Annotated in this window: 22 protein-coding genes and 4 pseudogenes; 14 read left to right on the top strand and 12 right to left on the bottom strand. The window is 71.0% G+C overall.

The features are described from left to right. Nucleotides 1-37: 37 nt before the first annotated feature. The 3 genes from FHR82_RS28915 (at nucleotide 38) to FHR82_RS28905 (ending at nucleotide 2,861) form a co-directional block, all read left to right on the top strand. Entirely contained in the window at nucleotides 38-862 is an 825-nt protein-coding gene (locus FHR82_RS28915; protein ID WP_184813713.1) for a septum formation family protein, read from the top strand. Between the two features lie 123 nt (nucleotides 863-985). Beyond that, a complete protein-coding gene (locus tag FHR82_RS28910; RefSeq protein WP_184813712.1) occupies nucleotides 986-2,020 on the top strand; it encodes a polysaccharide pyruvyl transferase family protein in 1,035 nt (344 codons plus the stop codon). A gap of 115 nt (nucleotides 2,021-2,135) precedes the next feature. Continuing rightward, nucleotides 2,136-2,861 (top strand): S1 family peptidase, encoded by a 726-nt coding sequence (locus tag FHR82_RS28905; protein ID WP_184813711.1) that lies wholly within the window; start codon nucleotides 2,136-2,138, stop codon nucleotides 2,859-2,861. Here FHR82_RS28905 and FHR82_RS28900 read toward each other — a convergent pair. Both FHR82_RS28900 and FHR82_RS28895 read right to left on the bottom strand, forming a co-directional pair. Further along, complete coding sequence (locus FHR82_RS28900) at nucleotides 2,818-3,267, bottom strand: hypothetical protein (protein ID WP_184813710.1); 450 nt, start codon at nucleotides 3,265-3,267, stop codon at nucleotides 2,818-2,820. The genes FHR82_RS28905 and FHR82_RS28900 overlap by 44 nt on opposite strands. Nucleotides 3,268-3,307: 40 nt before the next feature. Then, nucleotides 3,308-3,664: pseudogene (locus FHR82_RS28895) on the bottom strand (LLM class flavin-dependent oxidoreductase); the annotation flags it as partial. A gap of 5 nt (nucleotides 3,665-3,669) precedes the next feature. On the opposite strand from FHR82_RS28895, the pseudogene FHR82_RS28890 reads away from it, so the two are divergent. Further along, nucleotides 3,670-4,044: pseudogene (locus FHR82_RS28890) on the top strand (LysR substrate-binding domain-containing protein); the annotation flags it as partial. Here the strand turns inward: FHR82_RS28890 and FHR82_RS46555 are convergent. Then, nucleotides 4,010-4,513: a winged helix-turn-helix domain-containing protein gene (locus FHR82_RS46555; protein ID WP_311771325.1), complete on the bottom strand. Its 504-nt coding sequence runs from the start codon at nucleotides 4,511-4,513 to the stop codon at nucleotides 4,010-4,012. The pseudogene FHR82_RS28890 and the gene FHR82_RS46555 sit on opposite strands and share 35 nt — an antisense overlap. Nucleotides 4,514-4,963: 450 nt before the next feature. On the opposite strand from FHR82_RS46555, the gene FHR82_RS28880 reads away from it, so the two are divergent. The 3 genes from FHR82_RS28880 (at nucleotide 4,964) to FHR82_RS28870 (ending at nucleotide 6,297) form a co-directional block, all read left to right on the top strand. Next, nucleotides 4,964-5,317 carry an STAS domain-containing protein gene (locus FHR82_RS28880; RefSeq protein WP_184813708.1) on the top strand — a complete coding sequence of 118 codons (354 nt, stop codon included), beginning with the start codon at nucleotides 4,964-4,966 and terminating at the stop codon, nucleotides 5,315-5,317. 170 nt (nucleotides 5,318-5,487) lie between these two features. Next, nucleotides 5,488-5,727, top strand: coding sequence for a hypothetical protein (locus FHR82_RS28875; protein ID WP_184813707.1), 240 nt, complete (start codon nucleotides 5,488-5,490; stop codon nucleotides 5,725-5,727). Between the two features lie 9 nt (nucleotides 5,728-5,736). Continuing rightward, nucleotides 5,737-6,297 (top strand): DinB family protein, encoded by a 561-nt coding sequence (locus FHR82_RS28870; protein WP_184813706.1) that lies wholly within the window; start codon nucleotides 5,737-5,739, stop codon nucleotides 6,295-6,297. A 305-nt stretch (nucleotides 6,298-6,602) separates the two neighbouring features. Here the strand turns inward: FHR82_RS28870 and FHR82_RS28865 are convergent, their stop codons facing one another. The 3 genes from FHR82_RS28865 to FHR82_RS28855 form a co-directional block, all read right to left on the bottom strand. After that, nucleotides 6,603-7,391 carry a DUF899 family protein gene (locus FHR82_RS28865; protein WP_184813705.1) on the bottom strand — a complete coding sequence of 263 codons (789 nt, stop codon included), beginning with the start codon at nucleotides 7,389-7,391 and terminating at the stop codon, nucleotides 6,603-6,605. A 152-nt stretch (nucleotides 7,392-7,543) separates the two neighbouring features. Further along, complete coding sequence (locus tag FHR82_RS28860) at nucleotides 7,544-11,239, bottom strand: CARDB domain-containing protein (protein ID WP_221464476.1); 3,696 nt, start codon at nucleotides 11,237-11,239, stop codon at nucleotides 7,544-7,546. A 119-nt stretch (nucleotides 11,240-11,358) separates the two neighbouring features. After that, nucleotides 11,359-11,796, bottom strand: coding sequence for a Rossmann-fold NAD(P)-binding domain-containing protein (locus tag FHR82_RS28855; protein ID WP_225943910.1), 438 nt, complete (start codon nucleotides 11,794-11,796; stop codon nucleotides 11,359-11,361). Between FHR82_RS28855 and FHR82_RS28850 the strand changes: the two genes are divergently transcribed. Further along, on the top strand, nucleotides 11,795-12,121 hold the full coding sequence (locus FHR82_RS28850; protein WP_184814186.1) for a hypothetical protein: 327 nt from the start codon (nucleotides 11,795-11,797) through the stop codon (nucleotides 12,119-12,121). The two genes, FHR82_RS28855 and FHR82_RS28850, sit on opposite strands and share 2 nt — an antisense overlap. Before the next feature lie 4 nt (nucleotides 12,122-12,125). Here the strand turns inward: FHR82_RS28850 and FHR82_RS28845 are convergent, their stop codons facing one another. Together FHR82_RS28845 and FHR82_RS28840 are read right to left on the bottom strand one after the other, a co-directional pair. Next, nucleotides 12,126-12,932, bottom strand: a complete 807-nt coding sequence (locus FHR82_RS28845) for a tetratricopeptide repeat protein (protein ID WP_184813703.1) — start codon at nucleotides 12,930-12,932, stop codon at nucleotides 12,126-12,128. Between the two features lie 24 nt (nucleotides 12,933-12,956). After that, a complete protein-coding gene (locus tag FHR82_RS28840; RefSeq protein ID WP_311771324.1) occupies nucleotides 12,957-13,454 on the bottom strand; it encodes a mycothiol transferase in 498 nt (165 codons plus the stop codon). Between the two features lie 212 nt (nucleotides 13,455-13,666). Here FHR82_RS28840 and FHR82_RS28835 point away from each other — a divergent pair, with 212 nt between their 5' ends. Together FHR82_RS28835 and FHR82_RS28830 are read left to right on the top strand one after the other, a co-directional pair. After that, nucleotides 13,667-14,584, top strand: coding sequence for an SDR family NAD(P)-dependent oxidoreductase (locus tag FHR82_RS28835; RefSeq protein WP_184813701.1), 918 nt, complete (start codon nucleotides 13,667-13,669; stop codon nucleotides 14,582-14,584). 42 nt (nucleotides 14,585-14,626) lie between these two features. Then, nucleotides 14,627-15,661, top strand: a complete 1,035-nt coding sequence (locus FHR82_RS28830; RefSeq protein WP_184813700.1) for a trypsin-like peptidase domain-containing protein — start codon at nucleotides 14,627-14,629, stop codon at nucleotides 15,659-15,661. A 12-nt stretch (nucleotides 15,662-15,673) separates the two neighbouring features. Here FHR82_RS28830 and FHR82_RS28825 read toward each other — a convergent pair. Further along, nucleotides 15,674-16,969, bottom strand: a pseudogene (locus FHR82_RS28825) (MFS transporter); the annotation flags it as partial. A 140-nt stretch (nucleotides 16,970-17,109) separates the two neighbouring features. Then, nucleotides 17,110-17,748 (bottom strand): TetR/AcrR family transcriptional regulator, encoded by a 639-nt coding sequence (locus tag FHR82_RS28820; protein WP_184814136.1) that lies wholly within the window; start codon nucleotides 17,746-17,748, stop codon nucleotides 17,110-17,112. 40 nt (nucleotides 17,749-17,788) lie between these two features. On the opposite strand from FHR82_RS28820, the gene FHR82_RS28815 reads away from it, so the two are divergent. Continuing rightward, the gene (locus tag FHR82_RS28815) at nucleotides 17,789-18,616 is read left to right on the top strand and encodes a shikimate dehydrogenase (RefSeq protein WP_184813699.1); all 828 of its coding nucleotides are present in this window, start codon (nucleotides 17,789-17,791) and stop codon (nucleotides 18,614-18,616) included. After that, nucleotides 18,613-20,310: a sugar phosphate isomerase/epimerase and 4-hydroxyphenylpyruvate domain-containing protein gene (locus tag FHR82_RS28810; protein WP_184813698.1), complete on the top strand. Its 1,698-nt coding sequence runs from the start codon at nucleotides 18,613-18,615 to the stop codon at nucleotides 20,308-20,310. The genes FHR82_RS28815 and FHR82_RS28810 overlap by 4 nt, the downstream gene beginning before the upstream one ends. Nucleotide 20,311: 1 nt before the next feature. On the opposite strand, the gene FHR82_RS46550 is transcribed toward FHR82_RS28810, so the two are convergent. After that, a complete protein-coding gene (locus tag FHR82_RS46550) occupies nucleotides 20,312-20,554 on the bottom strand; it encodes a hypothetical protein (RefSeq protein WP_225943909.1) in 243 nt (80 codons plus the stop codon). A 23-nt stretch (nucleotides 20,555-20,577) separates the two neighbouring features. Here FHR82_RS46550 and FHR82_RS28800 point away from each other — a divergent pair. Next, nucleotides 20,578-20,805 (top strand): annotated as a pseudogene (locus FHR82_RS28800) (TetR/AcrR family transcriptional regulator); the annotation flags it as partial. Nucleotides 20,806-20,944: 139 nt separating this feature from the next. Then, nucleotides 20,945-22,228 (top strand): SGNH/GDSL hydrolase family protein, encoded by a 1,284-nt coding sequence (locus FHR82_RS28795; protein WP_184813697.1) that lies wholly within the window; start codon nucleotides 20,945-20,947, stop codon nucleotides 22,226-22,228. A gap of 9 nt (nucleotides 22,229-22,237) precedes the next feature. On the opposite strand, the gene FHR82_RS28790 is transcribed toward FHR82_RS28795, so the two are convergent. After that, nucleotides 22,238-25,852 (bottom strand): family 78 glycoside hydrolase catalytic domain, encoded by a 3,615-nt coding sequence (locus tag FHR82_RS28790; RefSeq protein ID WP_184813696.1) that lies wholly within the window; start codon nucleotides 25,850-25,852, stop codon nucleotides 22,238-22,240. Between the last annotated feature and the right edge of the window lie 127 nt (nucleotides 25,853-25,979).

The raw sequence follows: 25,979 nt of genomic DNA, 5'->3' as shown, positions 1-25,979 counted from the left end.
GGACCCGTCCCCGCGCGGCCGTGGTTGTCTCGCGGACATGCTCCGCCGCGTCGCGCTGTGCCTGCTCGCTTTCCCGCTCGCCGCCTGCATGTCCACTGTGGATGGGCAACCGGCCGCGGCGCCGGCCAGTGCCGCGCCGGCGACGACGACCACCACCACCGAACCGCCGCCGGAGGGTGCGTACACGCCGGGCGACTGCCTCGCCATCGAGGACGGGATCCAGGTCGTGTCCTGCGACGAGCCGCACGAGTACGAGGTCACGCTGTCCGCCGGCCTGCCCGCCGGCGTGCCGGCCACGTTCCCGCCTGAGCTGGACACGGTCGTGGGTCCGACCTGCCGGGAGGAACTGGTGGAGTTGACCGGCAGCCAGGACGTGGAGGCGAGCCTTGTCGAGGCGGCGTACGTGTGGCCGCACGAGCCCCAGTGGCAGGCGGGGGAGCGGTGGTACTCCTGTCTCGCCAGCGTCGACTCGACGAACGGCGAGACGACCCGGCGGACCGGCACCCTGCGTGACTCCCTCGCCGACGGGCTCGGTGACCTGCGGCAGTGCCTGGTCGGCGCCACGACCGACCCGGGCCCGCCGGTCATGGTGTCCTGCGATCAGCCGCACCGCAGTGAGGCTGTCACGCCGGTGGTGAAGCTGGGGGAGCTGACTGATCCGCCGCCCACCGAGGCGGACATCCAGGAGGTGACGTTCGGCGAGTGCGAGGACGCGGTCTCGGACTATCTCGGCGGTGAGCGTGCAGGGGTGAGTTTCGGTATGAGCTACGGGTCGCCGGAACAATGGTCCGCCGGTTACAACACCGGTACCTGCATGGCGATCTCGGACACTCCGGTCACGGGACTGATGGGTACGCCGTGAGGTGACCGTGGGTGGTTGGTCCGCTTTGCCGGTTCCTCGGTCGCGTGCTCGTGCGCTGCGTGGCCGTCGTCGGGGCGGACCGTCCGCCGCGGTCGGTGCTCGACTGCCTCTAGGCTGCGGCGTGTGTCCAACCCAGACTCCGCACTGATCGCGAGCCTGCGCTCGGAAGTGGACGATGCGCTCCGCGCGGTGCTGCGCGGCGCCCGCCGGGTCGCGCTCGTCAACTTTCCCAACCACGGCAACCCCGGCGACCCGGCCATCTGGCTCGGCACCAGGGCCGCGCTGCGGCGCATCGGCGTGCGGGTCGGGTACCAGTGCGCGTGGGACACGTTCTCGGCGGCGGCGCTGCGGCGCGCGGTGCCCGACGGGCCCGTGCTTCTCAACGGGGGCGGCAACTTCGGCGACCTGTACCAGGGGCAGCAGGGGTTGCGTGAGCACCTGCTGTCGACGTTGCGGGACCGGCGGCTCGTGCAGCTGCCGCAGAGCATCCACTTCCGCGAGCGCCAGAACCTCGACCGGGTGCGCCGCCTCGTCGCCGAGCACGGCGACGTGACGTTGCTGGTACGCGAGCACCGCAGCCAGGAGATCGCGGCCCGCGAGTTCGACGCGGACGTGCGCCTGGTGCCGGACATGGCGTTCGGGCTCGGAGAGCTGCCTCTTCCCGGCACGCCGCGTGCGGACGTGTTGTGGCTGCACCGCGTGCCGGGCGACCCGGAGCACGTCGACCACGGTGGTCTGCCGGACGGGGTCACCGGCAGCGTGGTGGAGTGGATCCACGAGCAGCCCGACGAGCCGGAGTGGCGTCTCGACCACCGGATCGCCAGGCGTGCCAACGTGTTCCTGCGTGCCCGCGCGCAGTCCGACGCGCGGTGGGCGCGGTACGCGTGGCGGCCGCTCGGTGCCACGTTCGCACCGCTCGGACACGGGTGGGTGCTGCGCGGTCTGCACATCCTCGGCCGGGGCCGAGTGCTGGTGACGGACAAGCTGCACGGGCACGTCCTCGCGCTGCTCGCCGGGGTGGCGCACGTGGTGCTGGACAACGGCTACGGCAAGGTCAGCGGCGTCCACGAGTCGTGGACGCACCCCAGTACGCTCGCCCACTGGGCTGACAACGGCGACGAGGCACGCAAGCTGGCGCTCGACCTCCTCACCGGATAGCCGGTAACTCTGGGAAGTTCGCGTCCTTGCCCGCTCGCGCGGAGGGATGGTGAGCTGAGGTTTCCCGATTCACCCCTGCTCGCGGTCTATGGACCGCAGAATCGAGAAACCGGATATGAAGCTGTTCAAGGTCGCCCTCGCGATGGTCGGGGCCGCACTCGCACTCGCCACGGCCGCCCCGCAGGCGGTCGCCGCGCCGCCGGAGCCGGGTGGCGCCACTCCGATGATCATCGGCGGTGGCACCGCGTCCAACGCCCCGTGGGCGGCGCGCCTGTTCGTCAACGGGCAGCAGAACTGCACCGCGACGATCATCGCGCCGCAGTACATCCTCACCGCGCGGCACTGCGTGTCCGGCTCGGGCACGTACACGTTCCGGATCGGCAGTCTCGACCAGACCAGCGGCGGCGTGGTCGCCACCGGCGTCGCGATCACCCGTCACTCGCGGGCGGACCTCGCGATCGTGCGGCTCGACCGCAGCGTGTCGGGGACCTACTCGCCGCTCCCGCGCACCGGCGAGGATCCCGTGTCCGTCGGCCAGACGGTCCAGGTCTACGGGTGGGGCGCCACGTGCACCGGTCAGCCGGAGATCAACTGCCAGTCCCGCTACCTGAAGTACGCCGACGTGCGCGTCACGTCGGAGAGCTGCCGCGACTACACCGGCGGTGTCGCGATCTGCGCGCAGCGGATCAACGGCATCACCGCGGGCGGCGACTCCGGCGGCCCGATGTTCGCGAGCGGGAAGCAGGTGGGCGTCGCGTCGACCAGCGACCGCGCCACCCGCACCGCCTACACGAACGTCATGTCGTACCGGAGCTGGATCCAGTCGGTCGCGGGCGTATGACCTTGTGACTGGACGTGGGGCTGGGCACGTCGTCCAGCCCCACGTTCCGCAACGCCAGCCGCACCACGGTCCGCCCGGCATGCCTGTTGATCATCTCGTTGGAGTCGACCGCGTGCGGCAGCACCTTGTGCAGCACCACCCGCACCGTGGGCAGCTTCCCGAACAGTGCGTAGAACTCCTCCTCGATGCCCTCGCGCACGTTCGTGACGCAGAAGTCGACCAGCTCCTGGTCCTCGTACATGTCGTTCTCGCGCGGCGGCGGGGTGGCGTCCACGAACTCGTAGGTCTGCGCGGCCGCGAGATCGATGCGTGCCGCCGCGATGCCGCCGCAGCCTGACTGGCTCCCGACGCGGATGTGCTCGCTCGAGATCGGCAGTGCCTGGTACAAAGCGGTTAGTGATGCCACAGTCGTGATCGTAGATCAGCGTGCTGTTCGAGAAAGCGAATTACGGCGGTGGGCTCCGCCAGCGGCAGCGGGTACACGACGAGGTGGTCGACGCCCAGCTCCGCGTACCGGTCCGCGGCCCGCCGGGTCGTGCCACAGCGAGTGCATGGCGTCCAGGTACTCGTCGGTGCGCCTGCCGCGCGTGGGCGAGGTCGACGCCGACGGCGGCCGGCTCCGGCTCGAGGTGCCCCGCGCCCACGCCGAGGCTGAACCGGCCGCCGCTCAGCACGTCCAGGCTCGCCGCCTGCTTCGCGAGGACCACCGGGTTGCGCTGCGGCAGGATCAGGATCGCCGTGCCGAGGCGGATCGTGGTCGTCACGGCGGCCACGAACGCCAGGTGCGTCAGCGGGTCGGGGGCTCGCGCGCCGGGAGGTCGACGTCGCGGTCGCGTGGCTGCCCGTGCCCGAGAGCGGGCTGTCCTGGCGGGTCGTCGCCACCGAGGACCGCTGGGTCGCGCTGGCCGCCGGCCACCCGCTGGCCGGGCGTGCGGAGGTCGCGTTCGAGGCCGTCGCGTCCGGGCTGGGCGTCGCGCTGCTGTCGGCGGGCAACGCCGGGATCTACTGCCGCGACGACGTGGTGTTCCTGCCGGTCACCGGGCTGCCGCCGAGCGAACTGGCCATCGCGTGGCGGACCGCTGACGACCGGTCCGCCATCCGCGTGTTCGTCGACGCGTGCGCGGTCTGCCTCTGCGGCGGTGCCGCCGTCACACCACCGCCCACTCCGGTGCCGACTCGATGACCACGTCCTGCGGGCCGTCGAAGCGGTAGCCGACCCCGCGCACGGTCGTGATCCGCGGCCGGTCCGGGCCGAGCTTGTCCCGCAACCGTCTGATGTGGACGTCCACGGTCCTGCTGTTCAACGGCTCGTCGATGCCCCACACCTCGGCCATCAGCGTGCGGCGCGGCAGCACCCGCTTCGGCCGCTGCGTGAGGTACAGCAGCAGGTCGAACTCCAGCCTGGTCAGCGGGATCGGCCTGCCGCGGCGCAGCACGGTCCGCGAGTAGGGCACGATCCGCAGCCGCTCGTCCACGGCGTCCGCTGTGGACGAGCGGGGGTAGGGCAGCTCGGGGACCGCCTGCTGCGTCACCGCGACGCCGGGCAGCTCGGCGACCGAGTGCAGCAGTTCGGACAGCGCGGCGAGCGTGTCCGGGTGTCTGGGGAGCTCGATGTTCAGGTGGACGACGATGGTCGGGGTGGGCAACGACACGGGTGCACCTCGCAGGGGTCGGCAACGGCTGGCAGGGCGAAACCGGCACAGCCTTGGGCCGCCACGATGGCGAAGTCCACGTGGCGACGCCTCGTGAGCGCGACCTGGGGCACGTCGTCCATAGGACCCGGTACGGCGGCCGGTGTCAATGAGCCGTCTGGCGGGATTCCATGCTGTGGACCGGCTTGCGCGACGGAATCCGCACCGGAGTCCCCGATGTGAATCCGTTCCACGTTGGGGGCGGGGAAGTCCCGTACCGTGGCGGCGGGTGACAGTCCGAAATGGACTGAATACACCCCGGCGTGCGGGTTTCGCCGTGCGATCTTCCTCCAGACGGGTGATGTTCCGGAATCGTGGTGACCACGGCAAAACTGGGCTCGCGCCCGGGCGCGAACCTCGACTATGCTCGACCGTCTCCCCCAAGGCTCGCGCCATCCAGTGGAGGTCGTTGTGACCGAGATCGATGATGTGCTGTGGGTGCAGCGGACCGTCGACAACCTGTCGGTGGTGGTTCAGGCGGGCGGCGAGCTGGACATGCTGACCGCGCCGAGGCTGTCGGCCCAGCTCGACCAGGCGGAGGCGATCGTCGTGCCACCGGCCCCGGTCGTGGTGGACCTGACGGGACTCACGTTCATCGGGTCCGCGGGTCTGGCCGTGTTACTGGCGCACCACGAGCGCTGCGCCGCCCTCGGCAGCTCGCTCCAGATCCGGGCGAACACCAGTGTGGTGACCCGTCCGCTCATGATGATGGCACTCGATCGGGTGTTGAATCTTGTTCCCGAGCTCGCGGGGTCTGCTCGTTAGTTTCTGGCCCGGTCGGGTGTTGTTCTTGGCGGAAGTTCTTGCCCGGCGGGGTTTGTCCTCGCCGGGCGGGTGTGCTGCCGGACGGGCCTCCTCGCCGGAGGGGCAGGTCTCCGGGATGGCCTTGGGTTGGCAACGGGGTTGGTTTGGCAGGCAGCCTCGGGAGTGGTGCGATGAAGGACGCCTTCGTGACGTCCGGTGCGATGAAGGACGCCTTCGTGACGTCCGGTGCGATGAAGGACGCCTTCGTGACGTCCGGTGCGATGAAGGGGCCCTTCGTTGTGCTCACCGTGATGAAGGGCCCCTTCGTGACGTCCGGTGTGATGAAGGGCCCCTTCGTAACGTTCGCGGTGATGAAGGGCCGCCCGCCGCAGGTGGACGCGGCCAGCGGTTTTGTCGGTGGTGCGATCTAGCCTGGCCGCATGATTACCGCTGACCTGCGCCAGTACCTCCAGCAGGGCCGCGACGCGATGGTCGCGTCGTTGGCCGGGCTGTCGGAGTACGACATCCGCCGACCGATGACGCCCACTGCCACCAACCTGCTGGGGCTCGTCAAGCACCTGGCCGGGATCGAGTTCGGCTACCTCGGTGAGTGTGTGGGGCGGAGCGCGCCGGTGCCCATGCCGTGGACCGACGAGTCGATCTGGGACAGCGCGGACATGTGGGCGTTACCGGAGGAGAGCCGGGAGTACCTCGTCGGGCTGTACCGGCGGGCGTGGCAGCACTCGGACGAGTCGCTGGAGCAGTTCGGGCTCGACGCGCCCGCGACGGTCGCGTGGTGGCCGGAGGAGCGCCGCACGACGACCCTCGGGCACCTGCTCGTGCGTGTGGTCGCGGAGACCGCCCAGCACGCGGGGCACGCCGACATCGTCCGGGAGATGATCGACGGCCGGGCGGGTAAGGACCACGAGGACACGGGCGACACGGCGTGGTGGGACAAGCACGTGGCCCGGGTACAGGAGGCAGCCGACCAGCACCGCTGACCCACCGCACCGGGCCACGTCACCCGAACAGGGCCGCCAGTCGGGGAGATCGCGCCGGTTCGCGTCGTCGTCCTCGACGCTCGGCGACCTGGACGTGGCCGACGTACCAGTCGACCAGCTCGGCCGGGGTGAGCGTGGCCAGCTCGTCGACGAGCGCGCCGGGCAGCGGGTCGTCCGGCGGGTTGAGGTCCTCCGCCCGGTCCCCGGCCGCGGCCCGTGCGCGCTCGATGACGGCTCACCAGGAGTCGAAGTCGATCTTCGTGGTCGGATCCTACGATGCGACCGGAGTGGGTCGGACGAAGGCGTCAGCTGTGGAAGTGGCGATCCTTCCGGCCAAGCGTCTCCACGGGCGTGGCGCCGGGGCGGGTCCACTGCGGCACGGGGCGGCTGGTGGGGCCCCAGTCGGCGTTCCCGTCGGCGTCCGTGCGCCAGTACCAGCACGAGCCGTTCGGCCTGCCGCCGTCGGGCTGGAAGGTCCGCCCCTCCGGCCAGCCATCGGGGTTGTCCTCCCACGCCTCGCGGCGGCCGTGGGGCGTCATGTCGAGCAGGCCCAGTGACCCGTTGACCCGCTCGTTGCCGCGGGCCGTCGTGGAGTAGGTGAGGAACACGCGATCGCCGTCGCGCAGGTAGCTGGTCAGGTAACCCATGCTGCCGCCCGCCGGCCCGTCCACGTCGCGGACCGAGTACCAGGGCTGGGTGTAGCCCATGAACTCGACGTAGCCGGCCACCTCGTCCCAGCGGCCGGTGGTCAGGACGGCGAAGGAGACGCCGCGGGCGTTGAGGTAGGAGGCGTCGGGGAGGTGCCAGGCCGTGGTGGTGCAGCCTTCGCACTGCCCCTGGTGCGGTGCGCCGTCGTACCACATGTGCTTGTAGACCACGAGCTCGTCGCGGCCCTGGAACAGGTTCAGGAACGGGACCGGGCCGTCGGGTCCGACGACCTCGACGGTGCCGTCGAACTCGACCATCGGCAGCCGTCGGCGGGCCGCGGCGATGGCGTCGCCCTCGCGGGTGTGGGCCTTCTCGCGGACCAGCAGTTCGTCGCGGGCGGCCTGCCAGGTGGCCAGGTCGACCACGGGTGGCAATGCGGTGGTCATGGTGTCCTCCGAGGTGTCGTGTTCTCCCCTTACACAGACACGACGAAGTCACCGGCGCCGTTTCTACATCGGGCCGGAACAGGAATGCGAGGGCCGGTCCCGTGCCGGGGCGGTCACCATCCACCCCGGCCCAGGACCGGTTTCCCCTCCGGCTACCGGGTGCCGCGGCGGCCAGGTGCGGCCGCCACCGCCGGGACCTGCGCCCCGTTGATGACGAACTGCGAGCCCGGCTGGACGAGGATGTTCCCGTCGGCCGAGTTCGTGATCGTGACGTTCGTCAGGTTGGCGCTGCCACGTGCCCCGCTCATCGCGAGGATGCCGGCGCCGTTGTTCGACTTGTCGATCTTCACGTTGGTGATCGCCACGTTCGGCACGTTGCCGCCACCCGTCTTGAACTGGATGCCGTCATAGGTCGAGTCGTGGATCTCCGTGTCCCGCAGCGTGACCCCGGGGATGTCCCGGCCCTGCGCGAAGAACGTGATCGCGCCGAACTCCTGGTCCTCGTTCCAGAACACACCGCCGCAGCGGTACAGGGCGTTGTTCGCGATCAGCGTCTGCCCGGAGAACGGCAACGGGTCGTGGTCCGTCGCCAGCATGATGCCCGGGTAGTTCATCGTGTCGTAGATGAGGTTGTTCTCGATCTTGTTGCCGTAGCCGCCGTAGATCGCGATGCCGTTCGCGCGCCACGGGAGCTGGATGGTGTTGTTGGTGAACACGTTGTCGTGCGCGACGTCGACCGACGTGTCCTTCACGTACTGGTTGGCCCACACGGCGAGCGAGTCGTCGCCGGTGGTGCGGAACGACGAGTTGAACACCTTCGAGTTCCGCGTGCCGTTCGTGAAGTTGATGCCGTCGGCGTAGGTGTTGCGGATCCGCACACCGCTGAACTCCAGCCCGTCGCCGGGGCCCCACAGCTCCGGCTTGTTGCTGTAGTCCCGGCCGACCCAGGCACCGACGTTCGCGTGCTCGATCCACACGTTCGTGATCTTCGTGCCGGTGCCGAACCGCCCGTTGAGGCCGACGCCGCCCTCGGCGCCGCCGTCCCCACCGCGGATCCGGCCGGAACCGAAGATCGCGATGTCCGAGATCTGCGTGTTCTTGTCGATGTCGAACCCGAAGTTGCCCTCGTGCGGGTGGTTGATGCCGCCCGCGTTTTGGGGCTGGGTCAGCGTGTACAGCTGCGAGTGCCACATGCCCGCGCCGCGGATGGTCACGTTGGAGATGCCGACCTGGTTGTACTGGCCACCGCCGTTGGGCACGGTCGGGTCGTCGGTCAGGATCTTCTGCTCCTGCCGCCACTGGCCGGCCGGGATCCACACGCAGCTGATCACGCCGTTCTGGTCGTCGGTCACCGCGCGCTGGATCGCCGCCGTGTCGTCGTTCCCGTCGTTCGGCACCGCGCCGTACTCGGTGATCGACGTGCAGTTCGCCGGTTTGCTCGCGGCCGGTGCGACCTGCTCGAGGTCGATCAGGTCGATGATGTAGAACGATGCGTTGTCACCGCTGTCGCGCTGCAGCCGGAACTTCGTGCCCGCCGGGTACGACTGAGACAGCAGCGCGTGCGACTCGTCGAACAGCCGTCGCGCGTCACCCTGCGGCGTGTTCGTCAGGCCCTCGGGGTCGTCGGTGTTGCCGTACAGCCAGCTGTGCTTCGACGACAGCGTCAGCTTCTGCACGAACGTGCCGTTGGCGTACAGGCTGATCGTCGCGTCCTGCCCACCACCGCCAGGGGCGTCGGGGATCGAGTTCCGCACGACGATCGAGTTCGCCTGGTTCGTCGACGTGAACTCGACGTACTGGCCCTGGCTGTTCAGCCGCACCGACTTGCGGCCCGACGACTCGGTGCCGAAGTTGGTGTGCCCGAACGTGCGCAGCGGGTCGGCCTCCACGAGCTGGCCCTGGTACTGCGCGGCCTCCGCCTCGTACTCGACGTACGGCACCGCCGCGCCGCGGCCGACCACGATCGCCCGCGAGAGCCCGTTGTTGGACTCGTTGGTCTCCGCGACCGTGTTCGTCGCGTCGGCCGTCGCGGTCAGCGTCGCGCCGCCGTTGGTCGCGGTCCACGTGCCCGACATCGCGACGGTGGCCGTGGCGCCTGCCGCGATCGTGCCCGTGTTGCCGTTCAGCGTGGTGCCGCCGACGCTCAGCCGGGTCACCGAGGCGCCCGCGCCGCTCGTCCCTCGGTTGTGCACCGCCACGGTGAACGACACCGCCTGGCCGACCGCCGGGTTCGGCGGGTTCGACGTGATGCCGGTGACCTCGAGGTCCGGTCCCGGCGACTGCGCGACCACGAGCGGCGTCGGTGAGGTGAACGTGTTGTTGGTGTCGTTCTGCTCGACCACCGTGTTGGCCGGGTCGACGGTCGCGGCCACCGGGTAGCTGCCCTGCGGCCGGGTGCCCGCGCTCACGGTCACCGTGGTGGACGCGCCCGCGGCGAGCGCGCCGACGGCCGCGTTCCCGACGACCGTGCCGCCGAGGCTGACGTTCACGGTCGTGGCGCCCGCGGCGGCGGATCCGGAGTTCCGCACGGTCGCCGACACCGCGATCTGGCTGGTCTCCGTCGGGTTCGCCGGGGTCCAGGTGGTGCCGGTGACGACCAGGTCCGGGTTCGGTGCCGGGGTGCCGATCACCTGGAACTCCGCGACCTGCCCGCCCGGTGCGCCGGTGTTGGCGAAGAACTGCAGCCGCACGTCCGCCGCGCGCCCGCTGACCGGGATGGTCACCGAGTTCTGGTTGGTGGCCGGGTCGAAGCGGTGGTCGGCCCGCGCCTTCAGCGAGGTGAAGCCGGTCGCGCCCTGGTCACGGCCGAGCACCTCGAAGTTCTGCGTCCGCGCGCCCCAGATCGGGTCCGGGTTGAGTTTCACGACGACCTGCTCGAGCTCGGCGTTGGCACCGAGCTTGACGGTCAGCGTGTTCGGGTAGCCGGCGGCGGACTCCCAGTAAGTGCCGGTGTTGCCGTCGTTGGCGTTGGCGGCGACGAACGAGTGGACCGTCGACGACGCCTCGATGGGCTTGCCGGCGGCGAGGTTCGCGCCCGCGATGGGCCCGGCCCGCACGACGTGGTTGCTGTCGGCGGACTCGTTGCCCGCCGCGTCCCTGGCCCGCACGAAGTACTCGATCCGCGTGCCCGCGGGCCGGGTCTCGGTGAACGTGGTGCCGGTGATCGTGGTGACCGGCGCGCCGTCGCGGTAGACGGTGTAGCCGGTGACCCCGACGTTGTCGGTCGCCGCCGACCAGGCCAGCCGGATCTGCCCGGAGCCGGGTTCGGTCAGCGCGAGGTTCGCGGGCGCCGACGGTGCCTGCGTGTCCCCGCTGTCCGGCCCGTACAGCTCGAACTCCGAGAGCTGCGCGGCAGGCCACTGCGTGTTCGCGGTGATGTTCAGGCGCACGTAGCGGGCCGAGGTGGTCAGGGGGATGGTGACCGTGTTGGCGCTCGGGGTGAACGCGTACCCGCGCGCGGCGGCCAGGTCGGAGAACGACGTGCCGTCGTTGCTGCCTCGCACGGTCAGCGTCTGCGTGCGGGACTCCCAGTTGGCTGGGAGTTTCAGCACGATCCTGGACAGGGCTTTCGTGGAGCCGAGGTCGGCCTGGATCCACTGGGGGAAGGCGTTGTTGGTGGACTCCCAGTAGGTGGCCTGGTTCCCGTCGACCGCGTTGGCGACGGGGTAGCCGGGCAGCGCGCTGCTCGCCGACACCGAACGGGTCAACGGCACGTCCGCGAGGGCGACGGGTCTGGGTTGGGCGGTGGTGGTGTCCTGGGATGGACCACTGGCCGCGGAGGCGAACGAGACCCCGGCGACGGAAAGCCCCGCCGCGAGGAACCCGGCGACGAGCCGGGAGAGCCGCATACGTGTCATGGCGTCTTCTCTTCTTTGAGACAGCAGGGGTGCCAGAGCTGTAAGCAGCATGCAACAGTCGGTAGACTCAATGCAAGAACTTGACGTGATTCAGAAAATTTGCGACTACGTCAGCGTGGCTCCGTTGAGGGTCCGATCCTCGACGGCCTGGACGTACCGAACGGCCACGTCGGCGGCTGGTGTGCCGCCCGCACGACCCATGGCCTGCGACGTTTCGTCGGCTCGGTGAACCGGCCGGCGGTCAGCGTGACCGAGCCCCCGTCCCGCAGGCACCGGACCGCGCGGCGGACCAGCGGCAGCTGACCAACCAGCTTGTCGTGCAGACCGCGCAGGAACTCGTCGTCCGTGCCACCGTCGATCCGGGTCAGCCCACCGCTCGCCGCACAACAGACGACCGCATCGACATCGAGCGACGGCACCGTGCCGGGGTCCGCGATGTCAGTCCCGGTCGACCGGAACGCGGCAAGCACCGTGTGGCCGCGTCCCGTCACGGCCGCCGTCACCGCGCGGCCGATCGTCCCACTCGCACCGATCACCAGGATGTCCATGGCGTCGAGGGTGGCGATCATCGGGCGGGCGCGGCTCACACCCGCCGACGTGGGCCTGGACGACTTCGGCGAGCGGCGCCGCGTGCCAGGGCTGCGCCGCGAAGAGCTCGCCCCGCATCTCGACGTCACGGACCGGCCCGACTGGGCCCGCCTGGTCTTCCTCGACCCTCGGGTGCGCGCGTTGTTCGCCGACTGGCGGCGGAAAGCCCGCGACAACGTCGCCGACCTGCTGATCCTGCCGGACGACGGACAGCGGCTGGCGGTCTTCTACGCCGAGCCGGGCTCGCCGTCGGCCGCGGCGCTGGCGCGGTTGACCTCGGCGTAGTGGACTACGTCGAGCCCGGATCGTTCTCCTTCGCGCGGCTCGACCTGCCTGCCAGCGCGGACAGTTCCTCCACGACCTCGATGGCCTCCACGTACCGCCCCACGGCGGACAGCGACTGCTCGTAGTTCCGCAGCGACAGCACCAGGTCCCGCTCGAACCGCTCCCGGTCCTCCTTGACCAGTCGCCTGCGGATGCCCACCGCCTGCTCGAGGTACGGGAGCCCTTCCTTCGACTGGCCCAGCTTGTGCAGCACGGCCCCGTAGTTGTGCAGGGCCATCGCCCGGTCGCCGTCCCGCGTGGCCGGGAGCTTCGGGGCCAGTGCGGCGGCGTCGCGGAAGGCGGGGAGCGCCGCGTCGAGGTCACCGCGCTGGTGGCGCCAGAAGCCGAGCGACGTGAGCGCGGCGAACAGCACCGGCTCGAAGCGCTCCGGGTCGGTCGGGGTGAGGGTGCGGAAGATGTCCACCGCGCCGGTCACCGACGACAGGGCCTCGTCGATGCGGTTCAGGTCGGCCAGCAGGTGCGCCTTGGTCAGCAGCGCGGCGGCCATGTTCGGCGCGTAGCGCAGCGGTTTCTCCTGGATGTGCCGGTTGCCGATGGCGATCGACTCGTTCAGCGCCGCGAGCGCCTCCTCGCGGCGGCCCGCCTCGGTCAGCCTGCGCGCGTAGTCGAGCAGCACGGAACCCACGTCGAAGTCGTGCCGGGACCACCTCGCCGCGAGCCAGCGCGTCAGTTTCAGCGTGAACTCGGCGTTGTCCAGATCCCGTGTGAGCCAGTCCTGGCGTTTCCTGCGCCACCGTCGGCCGTGTCCCATGCTCACCCGCCCCAGTCCGGCTGCCTAACGGGACAGCAGCCCGCGCACGTACGCGGCCTGCCCGGCGTGCTGCAGGTCGTCCGAGACGACGCTGATCAGCCGGACCCCCAGCGTCACCGGCGGTTCCCAGTGCTCGTCCACGACGCGCGCGAGATCACCGTCGGCGATACCGGAAACGTACTCGACGGTCCGTGCGTGGGTGGCGTCGTGGTAGGCAAGGAGCAGGTCGGCGGGGACCCGCACCGCGCCGACGGCGGCGGCGTCGTGGCCGTAGCCGGTGTCGTGCCGGCGGAACGGCAGGCCGAAGCGGTCGGCCCAGTCGGGCCAGGTCTGCTCGGTGCCCGCGACGCCGGCGACGTGGTCGTCCTGGATGCGCGTCAGGTGCCACACCAGCCAGGCGATGGAGTTCGCCGACGGTTCCGGCCGGTGGGTGAGCTGGTCTTCCGTGAGTCCTTCGACGGCGTCGTGGACGACCTCCTTGATCCGTCCGAACGCGTCGAGGAGCAACTCCGCACTCGTCACCCGCTCGACGTTACGCCGTCCTTGACCGGCGGACATGGCCGGTCGTCGCACGAGGTGTACCGCTGGTCGTTACGCCGGGACGTAAGGCCCTGCCGAAGTGCCCGGTGTGCGTTGACCGCACCGAGCCGACCTCCCGTCGAGGACACGGGCAGGCGGGTGGTCCCGGATGGACACTGGAGGCATCGGGAGGGTGCGACCGTGGGGAGCGGACGATGACGTCGTTGGACGGGCGAGCTGTGGTGGTGACCGGGGCCGGACAGGGGCTCGGGCGGGCGTTCGCGCGGCACGCCGCGAGTACCGGCGCCGCGGTCGTGGTCAACGACGTGGACGGGGGCCTCGCGGCCGAGACCACGGCCTTGGTCAGGGCCGACGGTGGCCGCGCTGTCGTCAGCGCGCACTCGGTGGCCGACGCGGACGAGGCGCAGGCGCTCGTCGACCAGTGCGTCGCCGAGTACGGCCGGGTCGACGGCCTCGTCAACAACGCGGGGCTGAACTACGCGGTCCTGCCGTGGGACGAGGACCCCCGGCTGGTGAAGGAGCTGGTGGAGGTCAACCTCCTCGGCGTGATCTACACCGGGCTGGCCGCGATGCGCGCCATGGGCCGCGGCGGGTCGATCGTCAACATCTCCTCCGGCGCCGCGCTCGGCCAGCGCGCCCGCGGCACCTACGCGGCGACCAAGGGCGCTGTCGCGTCGCTGACCTACTCGTGGGCGCTGGACCTGGAGGTGGCGGGGATCCGCGTCAACGCCGTGTGCCCGCTCGCCCACACCCGCATGGTGCTCGGCTGCGAGCGGTCGTTACGCAACTGCCCGCCCGACCGGACCCCGGAGAAGGTCGCGCCGCTGGTGACGTTCCTGCTCGGCGACCGCTCGCGCGGCGTCACCGGGCAGGTGATCCGGTGCAACGGGCCGCAGCTGCACATCGTGGGCCAGCCGTACTTCAAGGCACCCGTGCTGGAACGCGACACGTGGGACGACGAGAGCATCGAGCGGGCGTTCGACGAGGTGTTCGCCGCGCACCTGGAGCCGTACGGGCTGGAGAAGCGGCTGCCGCCCACCATGCGCGAGTGGCTCGAACCGGCGCGTGTGCCCGTGGACCTCGACGACCGGGCCGTGGTCGGCGAGTCCTGACCGAAATCCTTCCGTGGCAGCATGGTCCGGGAGGAGGCGCCCATGCCCGAGGTCGACGTCGAGGACCGGCAGCGCCTCGTGCGACTGCTGTCGGACGTGCCGGGTCTCGCGACCGAGGAGTCGCGCCGGGACCTGCTCGTGCTCGCGGGACTCGACGAGCTGGCGGCCAACATCGACGTGTCCGGCCCGCCGCCGGAGGCGGTCGCCCGGATCGTCCACCACCTGGCGGGCTACGGGCACGCGTCGTCGGGCCCGCACGCACTGGGCCTGTTCTGCAACCTGGTCAAGGGTTTCGTCGGCGCGGAGCGGCAGGCGGTGCTCGCCGACCTGCTGACCGGGTACGACCTGATGACCCCGGTGGCGGCGGCGCCCGGCGTCGGCACGTGGCGCGGCACCACCACCGACCTCACGGAGACGGTGATCCGCTCGAACGCGGTGCACCCCATCGCGTTCCTGTCCACGGCGGTGGCTGTCGCGCGGTGCGTCGCCTTCCTGGAGGTGACGGCGGGCGGTGTGCCGTGGTCCGGCACCGGGTTCCTCGTCGGCCCGGATCTGTTGCTCACCACCAACCGCGTGCTGCCCCGCGCGGACCTCGCGCTCACCACGGTGTTCCGCTTCAACTTCCAGCACGACGCGGACGGCAGGCCGGAACAGCACGACGACCACACGGCCGCTCCGGGCGGGCTGTTCCACACCAGCAAGCACCTCGACTACACGCTGGTGCGGCTGACGGGCAGGCCCGGTGACCGGTGGGGCTACCTGCCGCTCACCGCGGAGACACCCGCGGCGGGCGACCGGGTCACCGTCATCCACCACCCCGGCGGCGGGCCCAAGCGAATCGCGCTGCGCGACAACGTCGTCGAGTACGTCGGCGGGGGCGTGGTGCAGTACGTGACGCCGACGTTGCCGGGGTCGTCCGGCGCACCGGTGCTCACCGACGAGTGGCGGGTCTGCGCGGTGCACCACGCGGCCGGACCGGCCCCACAGCGGACGTTCCTCCGCAACGAGGGCGTGCTCGTTGCCGCGATCCTCCGCGACCTGCCCACCTCGGCGATGACGGCACTGGCTAGGCGGTAGGCCCGCGGTGGCGGTGTTCGCAGCGGCCCCCGGCCGGGCGCCCAGCTCCTCGGTCGGCACCCGGTAGGTCTCGCGCGCGGTGGCGACCGCGACGATGTTCACCAGGCACAGCACGGCGGTCAGGACCGCGACCGGCACCCACTCGGAGCCGTCCCCGTCGACCGCGGCCGCGATGGTGGGGGAGAAACCCCCGATGGCGAACCCGATCTGCGTGCCGATCGCCATGCCGGACAGGCGGACGCGCGCGGTGAACATCTCGCCGTAGAACGACGGCCAGATCCCGTTCGCCGCGCTGTAGACGATGCCGAAGAGCACGATCCCGGTGATGAAGATCAGCGGGTAGTTGCCCGCCGAGATCACGCCGAGGTAGGCGAACATCAGGAGCGCGGAGCCGGCCGAACCCGCGATGAACACCGGTTTGCGGCCGACGCGGTCGGCGAGGATGGCCCACAGCGGCAGCGCGGCGAGCGCCACCACGTTGGCGAGCACCCCGACCCAGAGCATCGGCGTGCGCGCCAGTTCTTCCGTGTTGACCGCGAAACTGAGCGCGTACACGGTGAAGATCGTGCTGACGGACGCGACCATGGCCGCGCACACGACCCGCAGCACGTCCCGCCAGTGGTCCCGGAACAACTCGACGACGGGCATGCGGGCGACGGTGGTCTGCTCGAACACCGGCGTCTCGTCGAGCCTGCGGCGGATCAGGTACCCGACGACCACGACGATCACGCTGGCGAAGAAGGGAATCCGCCACCCCCAGGCGAGCAGGTCCTCCTCTGGCAACGCGGCGACGGGCAGGAACGCGGCCGTGGCGATGATCTGACCGGCCTGCGTGCCGCTGAGGGTGAAGCTCGTGTAGTAGGCGCGCCGGTCCGACGGCGCGTGTTCGAGCGTCATCGAGTTGGCGCCTGCCTGTTCCCCCGCGGCGGAAAGCCCTTGGAGCAGCCGCAACACGACGAGCAGCACGGGTGCGAGCACGCCGACCTGGTCGTAGGTGGGCAGGCACCCGACCAGGAAGGTCGCGACCCCCATGAGGACCAACGTGAACACGAGCACCCGTTTGCGCCCGAACTTGTCGCCCACGTGCCCGAGGACGAACGCGCCAACCGGCCGGGCCGCGTAGCCGACCCCGAACGTGGCGACGGCCAGGAGCGTCCCGGTCGCCGGATCCGAGTCGGGGAAGAAGACCTTGTTGAACACGAGCGCGGCGGCCGTGCCGTAGATGAAGAAGTCGTAGTACTCGAGCGCACTGCCGACCCACGCGGCGACCGCGGCCTGTCGAGGTTTTCCGGAAACGGTGGGGGCCACGGCGTACTCCTCAGTCAGACGACGACGGCGAACCGAAGAACGAACGAACTGGATAGTTAATAAGGCGGAGGACGGGGTGTTGTCAAGGCCGGACGGCCGCGCGCCGGCGGCTCCGGGTGCGCGTCGTGGCCTTCGCGCGGTCAGCGGGTCAGGTAGTCCAGCACCAGGTCGCCAAGGAGGCGGCGGTGGTCCTCCCGGTGGTCGGGGGACAGCATGTCGCGCTTGAAGATCGCCTTGAAGGTGTGGCGGTTGGCGATGCGGAAGACGCAGAACGCGCTGATGACCATGTGGATGTCCAGCGGGTCGACGCCGCTGCGGAAGACCCCGGCTTCCCGGCCGCGGTCCAGGATCCTGGCGAGCACGTCCAGAGCCGGGTTGGCCAGCCCGGACAGCACCGTCGACCGGCCGATGTGTTCGGCGCGGTGGATGTTCTCGATGCTCACCAGGCGGATGAAGTCGGGGTGGGACTCGTGGTGGTCGAAGGTCAGTTCGGCCAGCTGGCGCATCGCGTCGGCCGGGTCGAGGTGTTCGACGTCGAGTTCCTGCTCGATCGCGCGGATGCCCGCGTACGCGTGCTCCAGCACCTCGACGTACAGCTGTTCCTTGTTGCCGAAGTAGTAGTAGATCATCCGCTTGGTGGTGCTCATCTTCGCGGCGATCTCGTCCACCCGGGCACCGGCGTAGCCCTTGTCGGCGAACTCACGCGTCGCCACCTGGATGATCTCCGCGCGGGTGCGTTCCGCGTCGCGGGTCCGGTCGGGCTGTGCCACCTGCCCAATGTAGCGCGAACGTAACTAACTATCTGGTACGTTAATTAGCGTGGACAGCTACCTCGTCGGTCTCGTCGGCACGGGCATCGGTCCCTCGCTGAGCCCCGCGCTGCACGAGCGCGAGGCCGACCTGCTCGGGCTCCGCTACCTCTACCGGCGCCTCGACCTCGATGACCTCGGTCTGCCACCCGAGCAGGTCGGCGACCTCCTCGCCGCCGCTCGCCTCGCGGGCTACGACGGCCTCAACGTCACCCACCCGTGCAAGCAGCTGGTGCTCCCGCACCTCGACGAGCTGGACGCCACCGCCGCCGCGCTCGGTGCCGTGAACACCGTGGTCTTCCGCGATGGCACGGCCATCGGCCACAACACCGACACCACCGGCTTCGCGCGTGCCATGCACTCCGGGCTGCCGGACGTGAGACTCGGACACGTGGTCATCCTCGGCGCGGGCGGTGCGGGTGCGGCGTGCGCGCACGCGCTCGGCACCTCCCGGATCACCGTCTTCGACCGCGACGAAGCCCGCGCCGCCAGCCTGGTCGCCCGGCTGGGGGACCGCGCCACGACCGGCGGCTCGATCGAGGACGCCATCGCGCACGCCGACGGGCTCGTTCACGCCACCCCGACCGGCATGGACGCCCACCCCGGCCTGCCACTGCCGGCTGAATTGCTCGCCTCATCCTTGTGGGTCGCCGACGTGGTCTACCGGCCGCTGACCACCGCGCTCGTCGAGACCGCCCGCGCGCGTGGCTGCCGCGTGCTCGACGGCGGCCGGATGGCGGTCTTCCAGGCCGCGGACGCGTTCCGCCTGTTCACCGGCCGCACCCCGGACGCCGACCGGATGCTGCGGTTCTTCGACACGCTGGAGGTGCGCCAGTGAAACTGGGCATCGCGACCGTGTGCCTGTCCGGCACGCTCGACGACAAGCTCGCCGCCGTCGCCGCCGCGGGCTTCGACGGGGTCGAGATCTTCGAGAACGACCTGGTCGTCTCACCGTGGTCACCGAAAGGGATCCGCGACCGGTGCGCGGACCTCGGCCTCACGATCGACCTGTACCAGCCCTTCCGCGACTTCGAGGCGGTGCCGCCGGACGTGCTCGCCGCCAACCTGCGCCGCGCGGAGCACAAGTTCGACGTGATGGCCGAGCTGGGCGCGGACACGATGCTCGTGTGCTCGTCGGTGTCCCGCGACGCGGTGGACGACGACGACCTCGCCGCCGAGCAGCTGCACCTGCTCGCGGACCGCGCGGCGGAGCGCGGCATCCGGATCGCGTACGAAGCTCTTGCCTGGGGCCGTTTCGTGAACACGTACGACCACTCGTGGCGGATCGTGCGTCGCGCGGACCACCCCGCGCTCGGGCTGTGCCTGGACAGCTTCCACGTGCTCTCGCGCGGCAGCGACCCGGCCGGCATCCGCGTGATCCCGGGGGAGAAGCTGTTCTTCCTGCAGCTGGCCGACGCGCCGCGGCTGCGCATGGACGTGCTGCAGTGGAGCCGCCACCACCGGCTGTTCCCCGGGCAGGGCGCGTTCGACCTCCCGGAGTTCGTGCGGCTCGTGCTCGGCACCGGGTACGCGGGGCCGCTGTCGCTCGAGGTCTTCAACGACGTGTTCCGCCAGGCCGACCCGAACCGCACCGCGGTCGACGCGCTGCGGTCGCTGCTCGTGCTGCGGGAGGAGGTCGGCCTTGGCGACCTGCCGGCCGCGCCACCGCTCGACGGGTACGCGTTCGCCGAGGTGGTCTCCCGGGACGCCGAGGAAACGGTGGCAGCGCTGGGTTTCCGCCGCACCGGCGACGACGTGTGGCGCCAGGGCGGCGCGGCACTGCGGTTGCGCGCCGGTGACGACACCCGCATCGCGACGGTCGGTGTCGTGAGCACGTCCCCCGACGACTCCCGGCGCCGCGCGGAAAGCCTGCTGGCGCGACCGCTCCCGGGTGGCGCGGTGGCCGCGCCGGACGGCACCGCGCTCGCGTTCGAAGCCGGCCTCCCCCCGGTCGTCGAGGACGGGCTGCTGACCGGCATCGACCACGTGTCGCTGTCCGCGCCCTTCGACGACGTGGACCAGACGGCGCTGTTCTACCGCGCGGTGCTGGGACTGCGCCCGGAACCGGAGGCGGAGTTCGCGGCGCCGTTCGGCCTGGTCCGCAGCCGTTCCGCGATCGACGCGGGGGGCCGGGTCCGCGTGGCGCACAACGTCGCGATGCTGCGTCGCGGCGACTGGGCACCCGCGGTGCCCGACCCGCAGCACATCGCGTTCACCACCCCGGACGCGCTGGCCGCGGCGGACGCGATGCGGGCGGCGGGCGCGAAACTCCTCGAGATCGGCGACAACTACTACGACGACCTCGACGCCCGCCTCGCCCCGCCCCGCCTCGACGACCTGCGTGCCTCCTCGATCCTGTACGACCGCGACGACGACGGCGAGTACCTGCACTTCTACACGCACATCCTCGGCGGCCGCGTGTTCTTCGAGATCGTTCAGCGGATCGGCGGCTACGCGGGCTACGGCGCGGTCAACTCACCGGTCCGCATGGCCGCGCACCGGCGGTTGCGACTCGGCGCCGTGCCATCGTGAGCTAGGACCGCGTGAGCCACGTGACCTGCGCGCCGTTGTCGAAGGTCTCCCGCTGGGTCGGTGTGCACCCGGTGGGGCTGAACCCGTCGGCGACCATCGGGATGCCGGCGCCCGCCACGACCGGGTAGCTCTTGAGGATCTCGTCGATCTCCCCAGCAGCGCGCCGGCGAGTCTGCCGCCGGCCCATGACCAGCGTGTCGAAGGCCTTGTTGGGCGTGCCGTCGAGGCCGACGAGCTTGCGCACGTGGGTGGGGAGCGTCCACCCGGCGGCCGGAGTTGCGCGAGGTGCTGACCAAGCGCATCCGCGAGGACATCGACGCCAACATCGGCCACCACGCCGCGTCGGGCCTGCCCGGCGACTCGACCTCGGTGGTGCTCCTGTACCTCGCGCTCAACTGGCTCATCGTCGAGCGGCTGACGCTGCCCGGCATCTTCAGCGAACAGGACGCCCACGACCTGATCGACGCCGCCGTGCGCCGGTCGTCGGCGGTCTGAGGAATGTCGAAACTTCCAGAATTCTTTTTGTTGACCCGAAATTGTAGTTTGCCCTAACGTTCTGAGCGGAGCTTGCGGAGCGAATATCGTCTTCGCGTAAGCGGTGCATTTCCGATAATTTCGGAATTCGGGAGGGCGTATGCGCGGGCGCGTTGTCGTCGGCCTCGTCGGCGTGCTGGTGGCCGCGCTTCTCGGTGCGGCACAAGGGATCGGGGCGGCAGGGATCGGGGCGTCACCGGCCGCCGGATCACCGGTCGCGGCGGGGAACTGGGTCAATACCTGGACGTCGATGCCGCAGCTCACCGAGCCGGGGAACATGCCGCCGCCACCGTTCACGCAGGACGGGCTCGTCATGGCGGACACGACGCTGCGCCAGACCGTGCGTGTGACGGTCGGCGGGCCGCACCTGCGCCTGCGGTTCTCCAACGCGTTCGGCGGCACCGCGCTGCCGATCACCGCCGCGTCGGTGGCGGTACCCGCCGGTGGCCGTGCCGGGGTGGCGGCCATCGAGCCGGGGTCGGCGCGGCCAGTCACGTTCAACGGGCGCGTCGCGACCACGATCCCCGTCGGGGCGCAGGTGGTGTCCGATCCGCTCGCGTTCCCCGTGGCGCCGCGGACGAACCTGACCGTCACCGTGTACCTCCAGAGCGGTCAGGCGTCGAACGACATCACGTCGCACCCGGGCTCCCGGACCACCTCGCACCTGGTGGCGGGTAACCACGTCGGCGACGCCGACCTGCCGGGCGCGACCCCGACGGACCACTGGTACTTCCTGTCCGGCGTCGAGGTGCTCGCCGCGCGCGGCACCGAGGGCGTGGTCATGCTCGGCGACTCGCTGACCGACGGCCGCGGCTCCACCACCAACGGCAACGACCGCTGGCCCGACCAGTTCGCCGACCGGGTCCGGCACCTGCCCGTGCACAACCAGGCGGCGGGCGGCAACCGCGTGCTCAACGACGGGCTGGGTCCCAACGCACTCGCCCGCCTCGACCGGGACGTGCTCGCGCAGAGCGGCGTCGAGTGGTTGATCGTCTTCGAGGGCGTCAACGACATCGGCACCGCGCCCGCCACTCCCGAGGCGCAGCAACAGGTCGCGGCCGACCTGATCGCGGCGTTCGAACAGATCGTGGTCCGCGCCCACGCGCAGGGCATCGAGGTCTTCGGCGCGACGGTGACCCCGATCGGCGGCAACACCTCCTACGACGACCCGGCGGGCCTGCGCGAAGCCGCGCGGCAGAAGGTGAACCACTGGATCCGCACCAGCCGCGTCTTCGACGCCGTCATCGACTTCGACAGGGCCGTGCGCGACCCGGCCACCCCGCGCCGGCTCCTCCCGGCCTACGACACCGGCGACCACCTCCACCTCAACCCGACCGGGTACCGCGCCCTCGCGGACGCGGTCCCGGCCAGGCTGTTCCGCTGACGTGGTCGCTCACATGGTGGCCGTGAACGTGTAGCTCCCCGCCGGGACGTGGAAACCGTCCTCTGTGGGCACTGCCTCCGGTGGGTACGACGTCACCGTGCCCGGTACCCGTACCGTCGCCGACGTGCCCGTCGGGACCGTGACCCGCAGCGTGAACCGGTCGCCCGAGCGCGACCAGTCGCTCTTCGCCACACCGTGCGGGGTCTCGTACGCGGCGCTCGCCGACGTCAGACCGCCGCCCGGCCGTGGGGCGATCAGCAGCGACTCGTAGCCGGGGCTCGCCGGGGCGAGGCCGCCGACCTGCCGGTACAGGAAGTCGCCGACCGAGCCGAGGCCGTAGTGGTTGAACGAGTTCATGCCCGGATCGTTGAACGAACCGTCCGGCCGGATGCCGTCCCACCGCTCCCAGATCGTCGTGGCGCCGCGGCCCTGCATGTAGCCCCAGCCGGGGAAGTCCGGCTGCAGCAGGATCTCGTACGCCGTGTCGGCGTGCCCGTGGTCGGCCAGCACCGGCAGCAGGTTCTCCACCCCGAGGAAGCCGACCGACAGGTGGCCGCCGGTCGCGGCGACCTTCGCCGCCAGCTTGTCCGCCGCCGGCTGGCGCAGCGACGGCGGCAGCAGCTCGAACGCCAGCGCCAGCACGTAACCGGTCTGCGTGTTCGACCCGACCGTGCCGTCCGCGGCGACGAACCGGTTGGTGAACGCGGCCGCGACGTCGTCGGCGAGGCGACCGTACGACGCGGCCTCGGCGGTGCGCCCGGTCGCCGCCGCCATGCGCGACACCAGCCGTGCCGACCACGAGAAGAACGCCGTCGACAGCACGTCCTGCGCGGTGTTGTCGTTGACGTTGAGCCAGTCCCCGTACGTCCACTGGTTCCGGATCAGGTCCGCGCCGGACGTGGCCCGCAGGTAGTCGACCCACTTCGCCATCGCCGCGAAGTGCTCGTCGATCACGGCCGTGTCGCCGTACCGCTGCCACAGCGTGTACGGCACGACCACCCCCGCGTCACCCCAGCCCGCGCGGCCGGCGCCGTCGATCACCGCGGGCACCACGTCGGTGTACGCGCCGTCCGCGCGCTGCGCGTCGACGAGGTCGTCGGCGAACTTCCCGAGGAAGTTGTGCGCGGCCAGGTTGAACGTCGACGTGCCGGCGAAGATCGCGATGTCGCCGGTCCACCCGAGCCGCTCGTCGCGCTGCGGGCAGTCGGTCGGGATCGACAGCATGTTGGACCGCGTGCCCCAGAGGATGTTGTGCTGCAACTGGTTCACGAGCGGGTTCGACGTCGTCAAGGTGCCCGGCTGCCCACCGGACGCCCACGCCGCGCGGCCGGTGACCGTGTCCGCGGTCGGTGCCTCCGTGAGGCCCGTGACCTCGACGTACCGGTAGCCGTGCACGGTGAACCTCGGCTCCCACGTCTCCACCGCGCCGGTGCCGGTGAGCGTGTACCGGTCGGTGACCTGCGCGGCCCGCAGGTTCGCCGTGTAGATCGTCCCGTCGGGGTTGAGCACCTCCGCGTGCCGCATGGTGACGGTCGTGCCCGCCGGGCCGCGCACCGCGAGCCGGTTCCAGCCGGTGAAGTTCTGGCCGAGGTCGAACACCCACACCCCCGGCTTGGGCTGCGTGATCGCGACCGGCCGGAACTCCTCCTGCACGGTCACCCCGTTGTCCACCTGGGACACCAGGTTCGGCAGCGGGTCGGTGCGCACGACCGGCGCCGCCCACGTCCGGTCGTCGAAGCCGGGACCGTCCCATCCCGGCACCGCGAGCCGCGCGTCGTAGGTCTCGCCGTGGTACAGGTCGTCGGACCGGATCGGGCTCGCGGCCGTCTTCCACGTGTCGTCGGTCCCGACCGCGGTCGTCGTGCCGTCGGTGTGGGTGAGCACGAGCTGCGCCGAATACCACGGCTGCGTGCCGTAGTACTGGTTGCCGGCCATGCCGAGGCTGCCGGAGTACCAGCCGTTGCCCAGCCACGCGCCGAGCGCGTTCGCGCCCTGCCTGATGTCGCCGGTCACGTCGAACACCTTGTACTGCAAGCGTTTGCGGTAGTCCGTCCACCCGGGAGCGAGTACGTCCTCGCCCACGCGTTGGCCGTTGAGCCTGGTCTCGTGCAGGCCGAGCGCGGTGGTCGTCAGACGCGCGCTCGCGACCGGCTTGTCCACGGTGAAACCCTTGCGCAGCAACGGTGCCGGTTGCGCCACCCGCACATTCGAACCCCACGGTCCGCTGCCGTACGTGGCGAGCGCACTCGCGGCAGGCCACGCGCTGTCGTCGAACCCCGGTCGCTCCCAGCCGGACGGCCCGGTCTGGCTAGCCTTCCACGACCCGTTCGTGACCACCGTCTGGCCACCCGGGACGGCCAGTGCGCCGATCACGCCCGCCGGGGACTGGGTGGTGTTCTCCGCGCGCACCGCGACCACGTTGGCGCCCGAGGACAGCGGCACGTCGACCACCGCCGCGTTCTTCCACGAGTCCGTGACCCGCGGCGACGTGCTGACCTGCGTGCCGTTCACCCACACGTCCGCGGAGTCGTCACCGGTGAGCACCAGCGTGGCCCTGGTCGCCGACGGCACCTGGACCGTGTGCCGGAAGTAGCGGGTCGACGGCGGCACCCCGGCCACCGGATCGCCTTCTGGGTACCAGATCCAGCTCGCGCCGGACAGGCCAGGCGCGACCGGCCGCTGCCCGATGAAGTCCGCGGTCCACTCCCCGGGCGCGGTCTCGAACGAGTACTCCTGGCTCCAGCCGCCCGCGCGGCCCTGCCCGTCCCACACGCGGACCCGCCACGTGTAGCGGGTGAGCGGCGCGAGCGCGGGTCCGCCGTAGGTCACGTCGGCCCGCGTGCCGGACACGACGCGGCCGCTGTCCCACACCTGGCCCCGGGGGCCGGACACCGTGAGCTGGTAGCCGGCCTGCCGCTGCTGCGGGGCGGAGGCCGTGAGCTGCCAGCCGAACCGCGGTTTCGCCGCGTCGACACCCAGCGGGTTCGCCTGGTGCTCCACGGTGCCGCTGGCGACCTGCAGTGCCGACGCCACGGCCAGGTCCGGCGCTACGACGTCCCGGTTCCACGGCGGGACCCCGTACGCGCCGAGGTCCTTGGCGGCCGACCAGGAGCCCGCACCCTTCTCCCAGCCGGTGGCCGCGGTGCGGCTCACCTTCCAGGCGGTGCCGGTGACGAGGTCGGTCACCCCGCCCGCGGTCGCGATCCGGCCGCGGCCGATCACCCCGGCGGGGGAGGCGGAGGTGTTGCGCGCGGCGACCGCGATCGTGTTCGTGCCCGCGACGAGCGCGGGCCGCAGGTCGACCGCGATCGACTGGCGCCACGAGTGGTCCCGGCGCGGGGAACCGGCGAGCGGTGTGCCGTTGAGCCACACGTCGACGGTGTCGTCGCCGGTGACGACGAAGGTGGCGTCGCTGACCGCACCTGGCGCGACGGTGAACGTGGTGTGGAAGTAGCGGTGGCCCTCGGGCGCGGAGACGCGTGGATCCCCTTCCGGGAACCAGATCCAGTGCGCCCCGGCGAGATCGGGTGGCGCGGCGGTGGCCGAGGGCGGCACACCGACGACGGCGAGGACGAGTGTCGAGACGAGGACGGCGACGATCGAGCGACGGCTGTTCCGGGGCATGGCAGGGCTCCCACCGAGCGAACCGACGAGCAGGGGATTTAAACGTTTCATAACCCGGGTAGGCACAACTGTAACCAGCCGGTCACAAGGAGGCAACGTCCGGACGGGCTAATGCCGTGCAGCACCC

Source organism: Actinophytocola algeriensis (assembly GCF_014203735.1).
Classification (GTDB): domain Bacteria; phylum Actinomycetota; class Actinomycetes; order Mycobacteriales; family Pseudonocardiaceae; genus Actinophytocola; species Actinophytocola algeriensis.
This window is presented reverse-complemented; position numbering and strand designations above follow the sequence as displayed.

What these genes read in the sequence shown, in the direction of transcription:
- FHR82_RS28915 (WP_184813713.1), top strand. Translation starts at nt 38, where the DNA reads ATGCTCCGCCGCGTCGCGCTGTGCCTGCTCGCTTTCCCGCTCGCCGCC.
- FHR82_RS28905 (WP_184813711.1), top strand. Translation starts at nt 2,136, where the DNA reads ATGAAGCTGTTCAAGGTCGCCCTCGCGATGGTCGGGGCCGCACTCGCA.
- FHR82_RS28875 (WP_184813707.1), top strand. Translation starts at nt 5,488, where the DNA reads ATGAAGGACGCCTTCGTGACGTCCGGTGCGATGAAGGACGCCTTCGTG.
- FHR82_RS28870 (WP_184813706.1), top strand. Translation starts at nt 5,737, where the DNA reads ATGATTACCGCTGACCTGCGCCAGTACCTCCAGCAGGGCCGCGACGCG.
- FHR82_RS28865 (WP_184813705.1), bottom strand. Translation starts at nt 7,391, where the DNA reads ATGACCACCGCATTGCCACCCGTGGTCGACCTGGCCACCTGGCAGGCC.
- FHR82_RS28860 (WP_221464476.1), bottom strand. Translation starts at nt 11,239, where the DNA reads ATGCGGCTCTCCCGGCTCGTCGCCGGGTTCCTCGCGGCGGGGCTTTCC.
- FHR82_RS28850 (WP_184814186.1), top strand. Translation starts at nt 11,795, where the DNA reads ATGGCGTCGAGGGTGGCGATCATCGGGCGGGCGCGGCTCACACCCGCC.
- FHR82_RS28855 (WP_225943910.1), bottom strand. Translation starts at nt 11,796, where the DNA reads ATGGACATCCTGGTGATCGGTGCGAGTGGGACGATCGGCCGCGCGGTG.
- FHR82_RS28845 (WP_184813703.1), bottom strand. Translation starts at nt 12,932, where the DNA reads ATGGGACACGGCCGACGGTGGCGCAGGAAACGCCAGGACTGGCTCACA.
- FHR82_RS28835 (WP_184813701.1), top strand. Translation starts at nt 13,667, where the DNA reads ATGACGTCGTTGGACGGGCGAGCTGTGGTGGTGACCGGGGCCGGACAG.
- FHR82_RS28830 (WP_184813700.1), top strand. Translation starts at nt 14,627, where the DNA reads ATGCCCGAGGTCGACGTCGAGGACCGGCAGCGCCTCGTGCGACTGCTG.
- FHR82_RS28795 (WP_184813697.1), top strand. Translation starts at nt 20,945, where the DNA reads ATGCGCGGGCGCGTTGTCGTCGGCCTCGTCGGCGTGCTGGTGGCCGCG.
- FHR82_RS28790 (WP_184813696.1), bottom strand. Translation starts at nt 25,852, where the DNA reads ATGCCCCGGAACAGCCGTCGCTCGATCGTCGCCGTCCTCGTCTCGACA.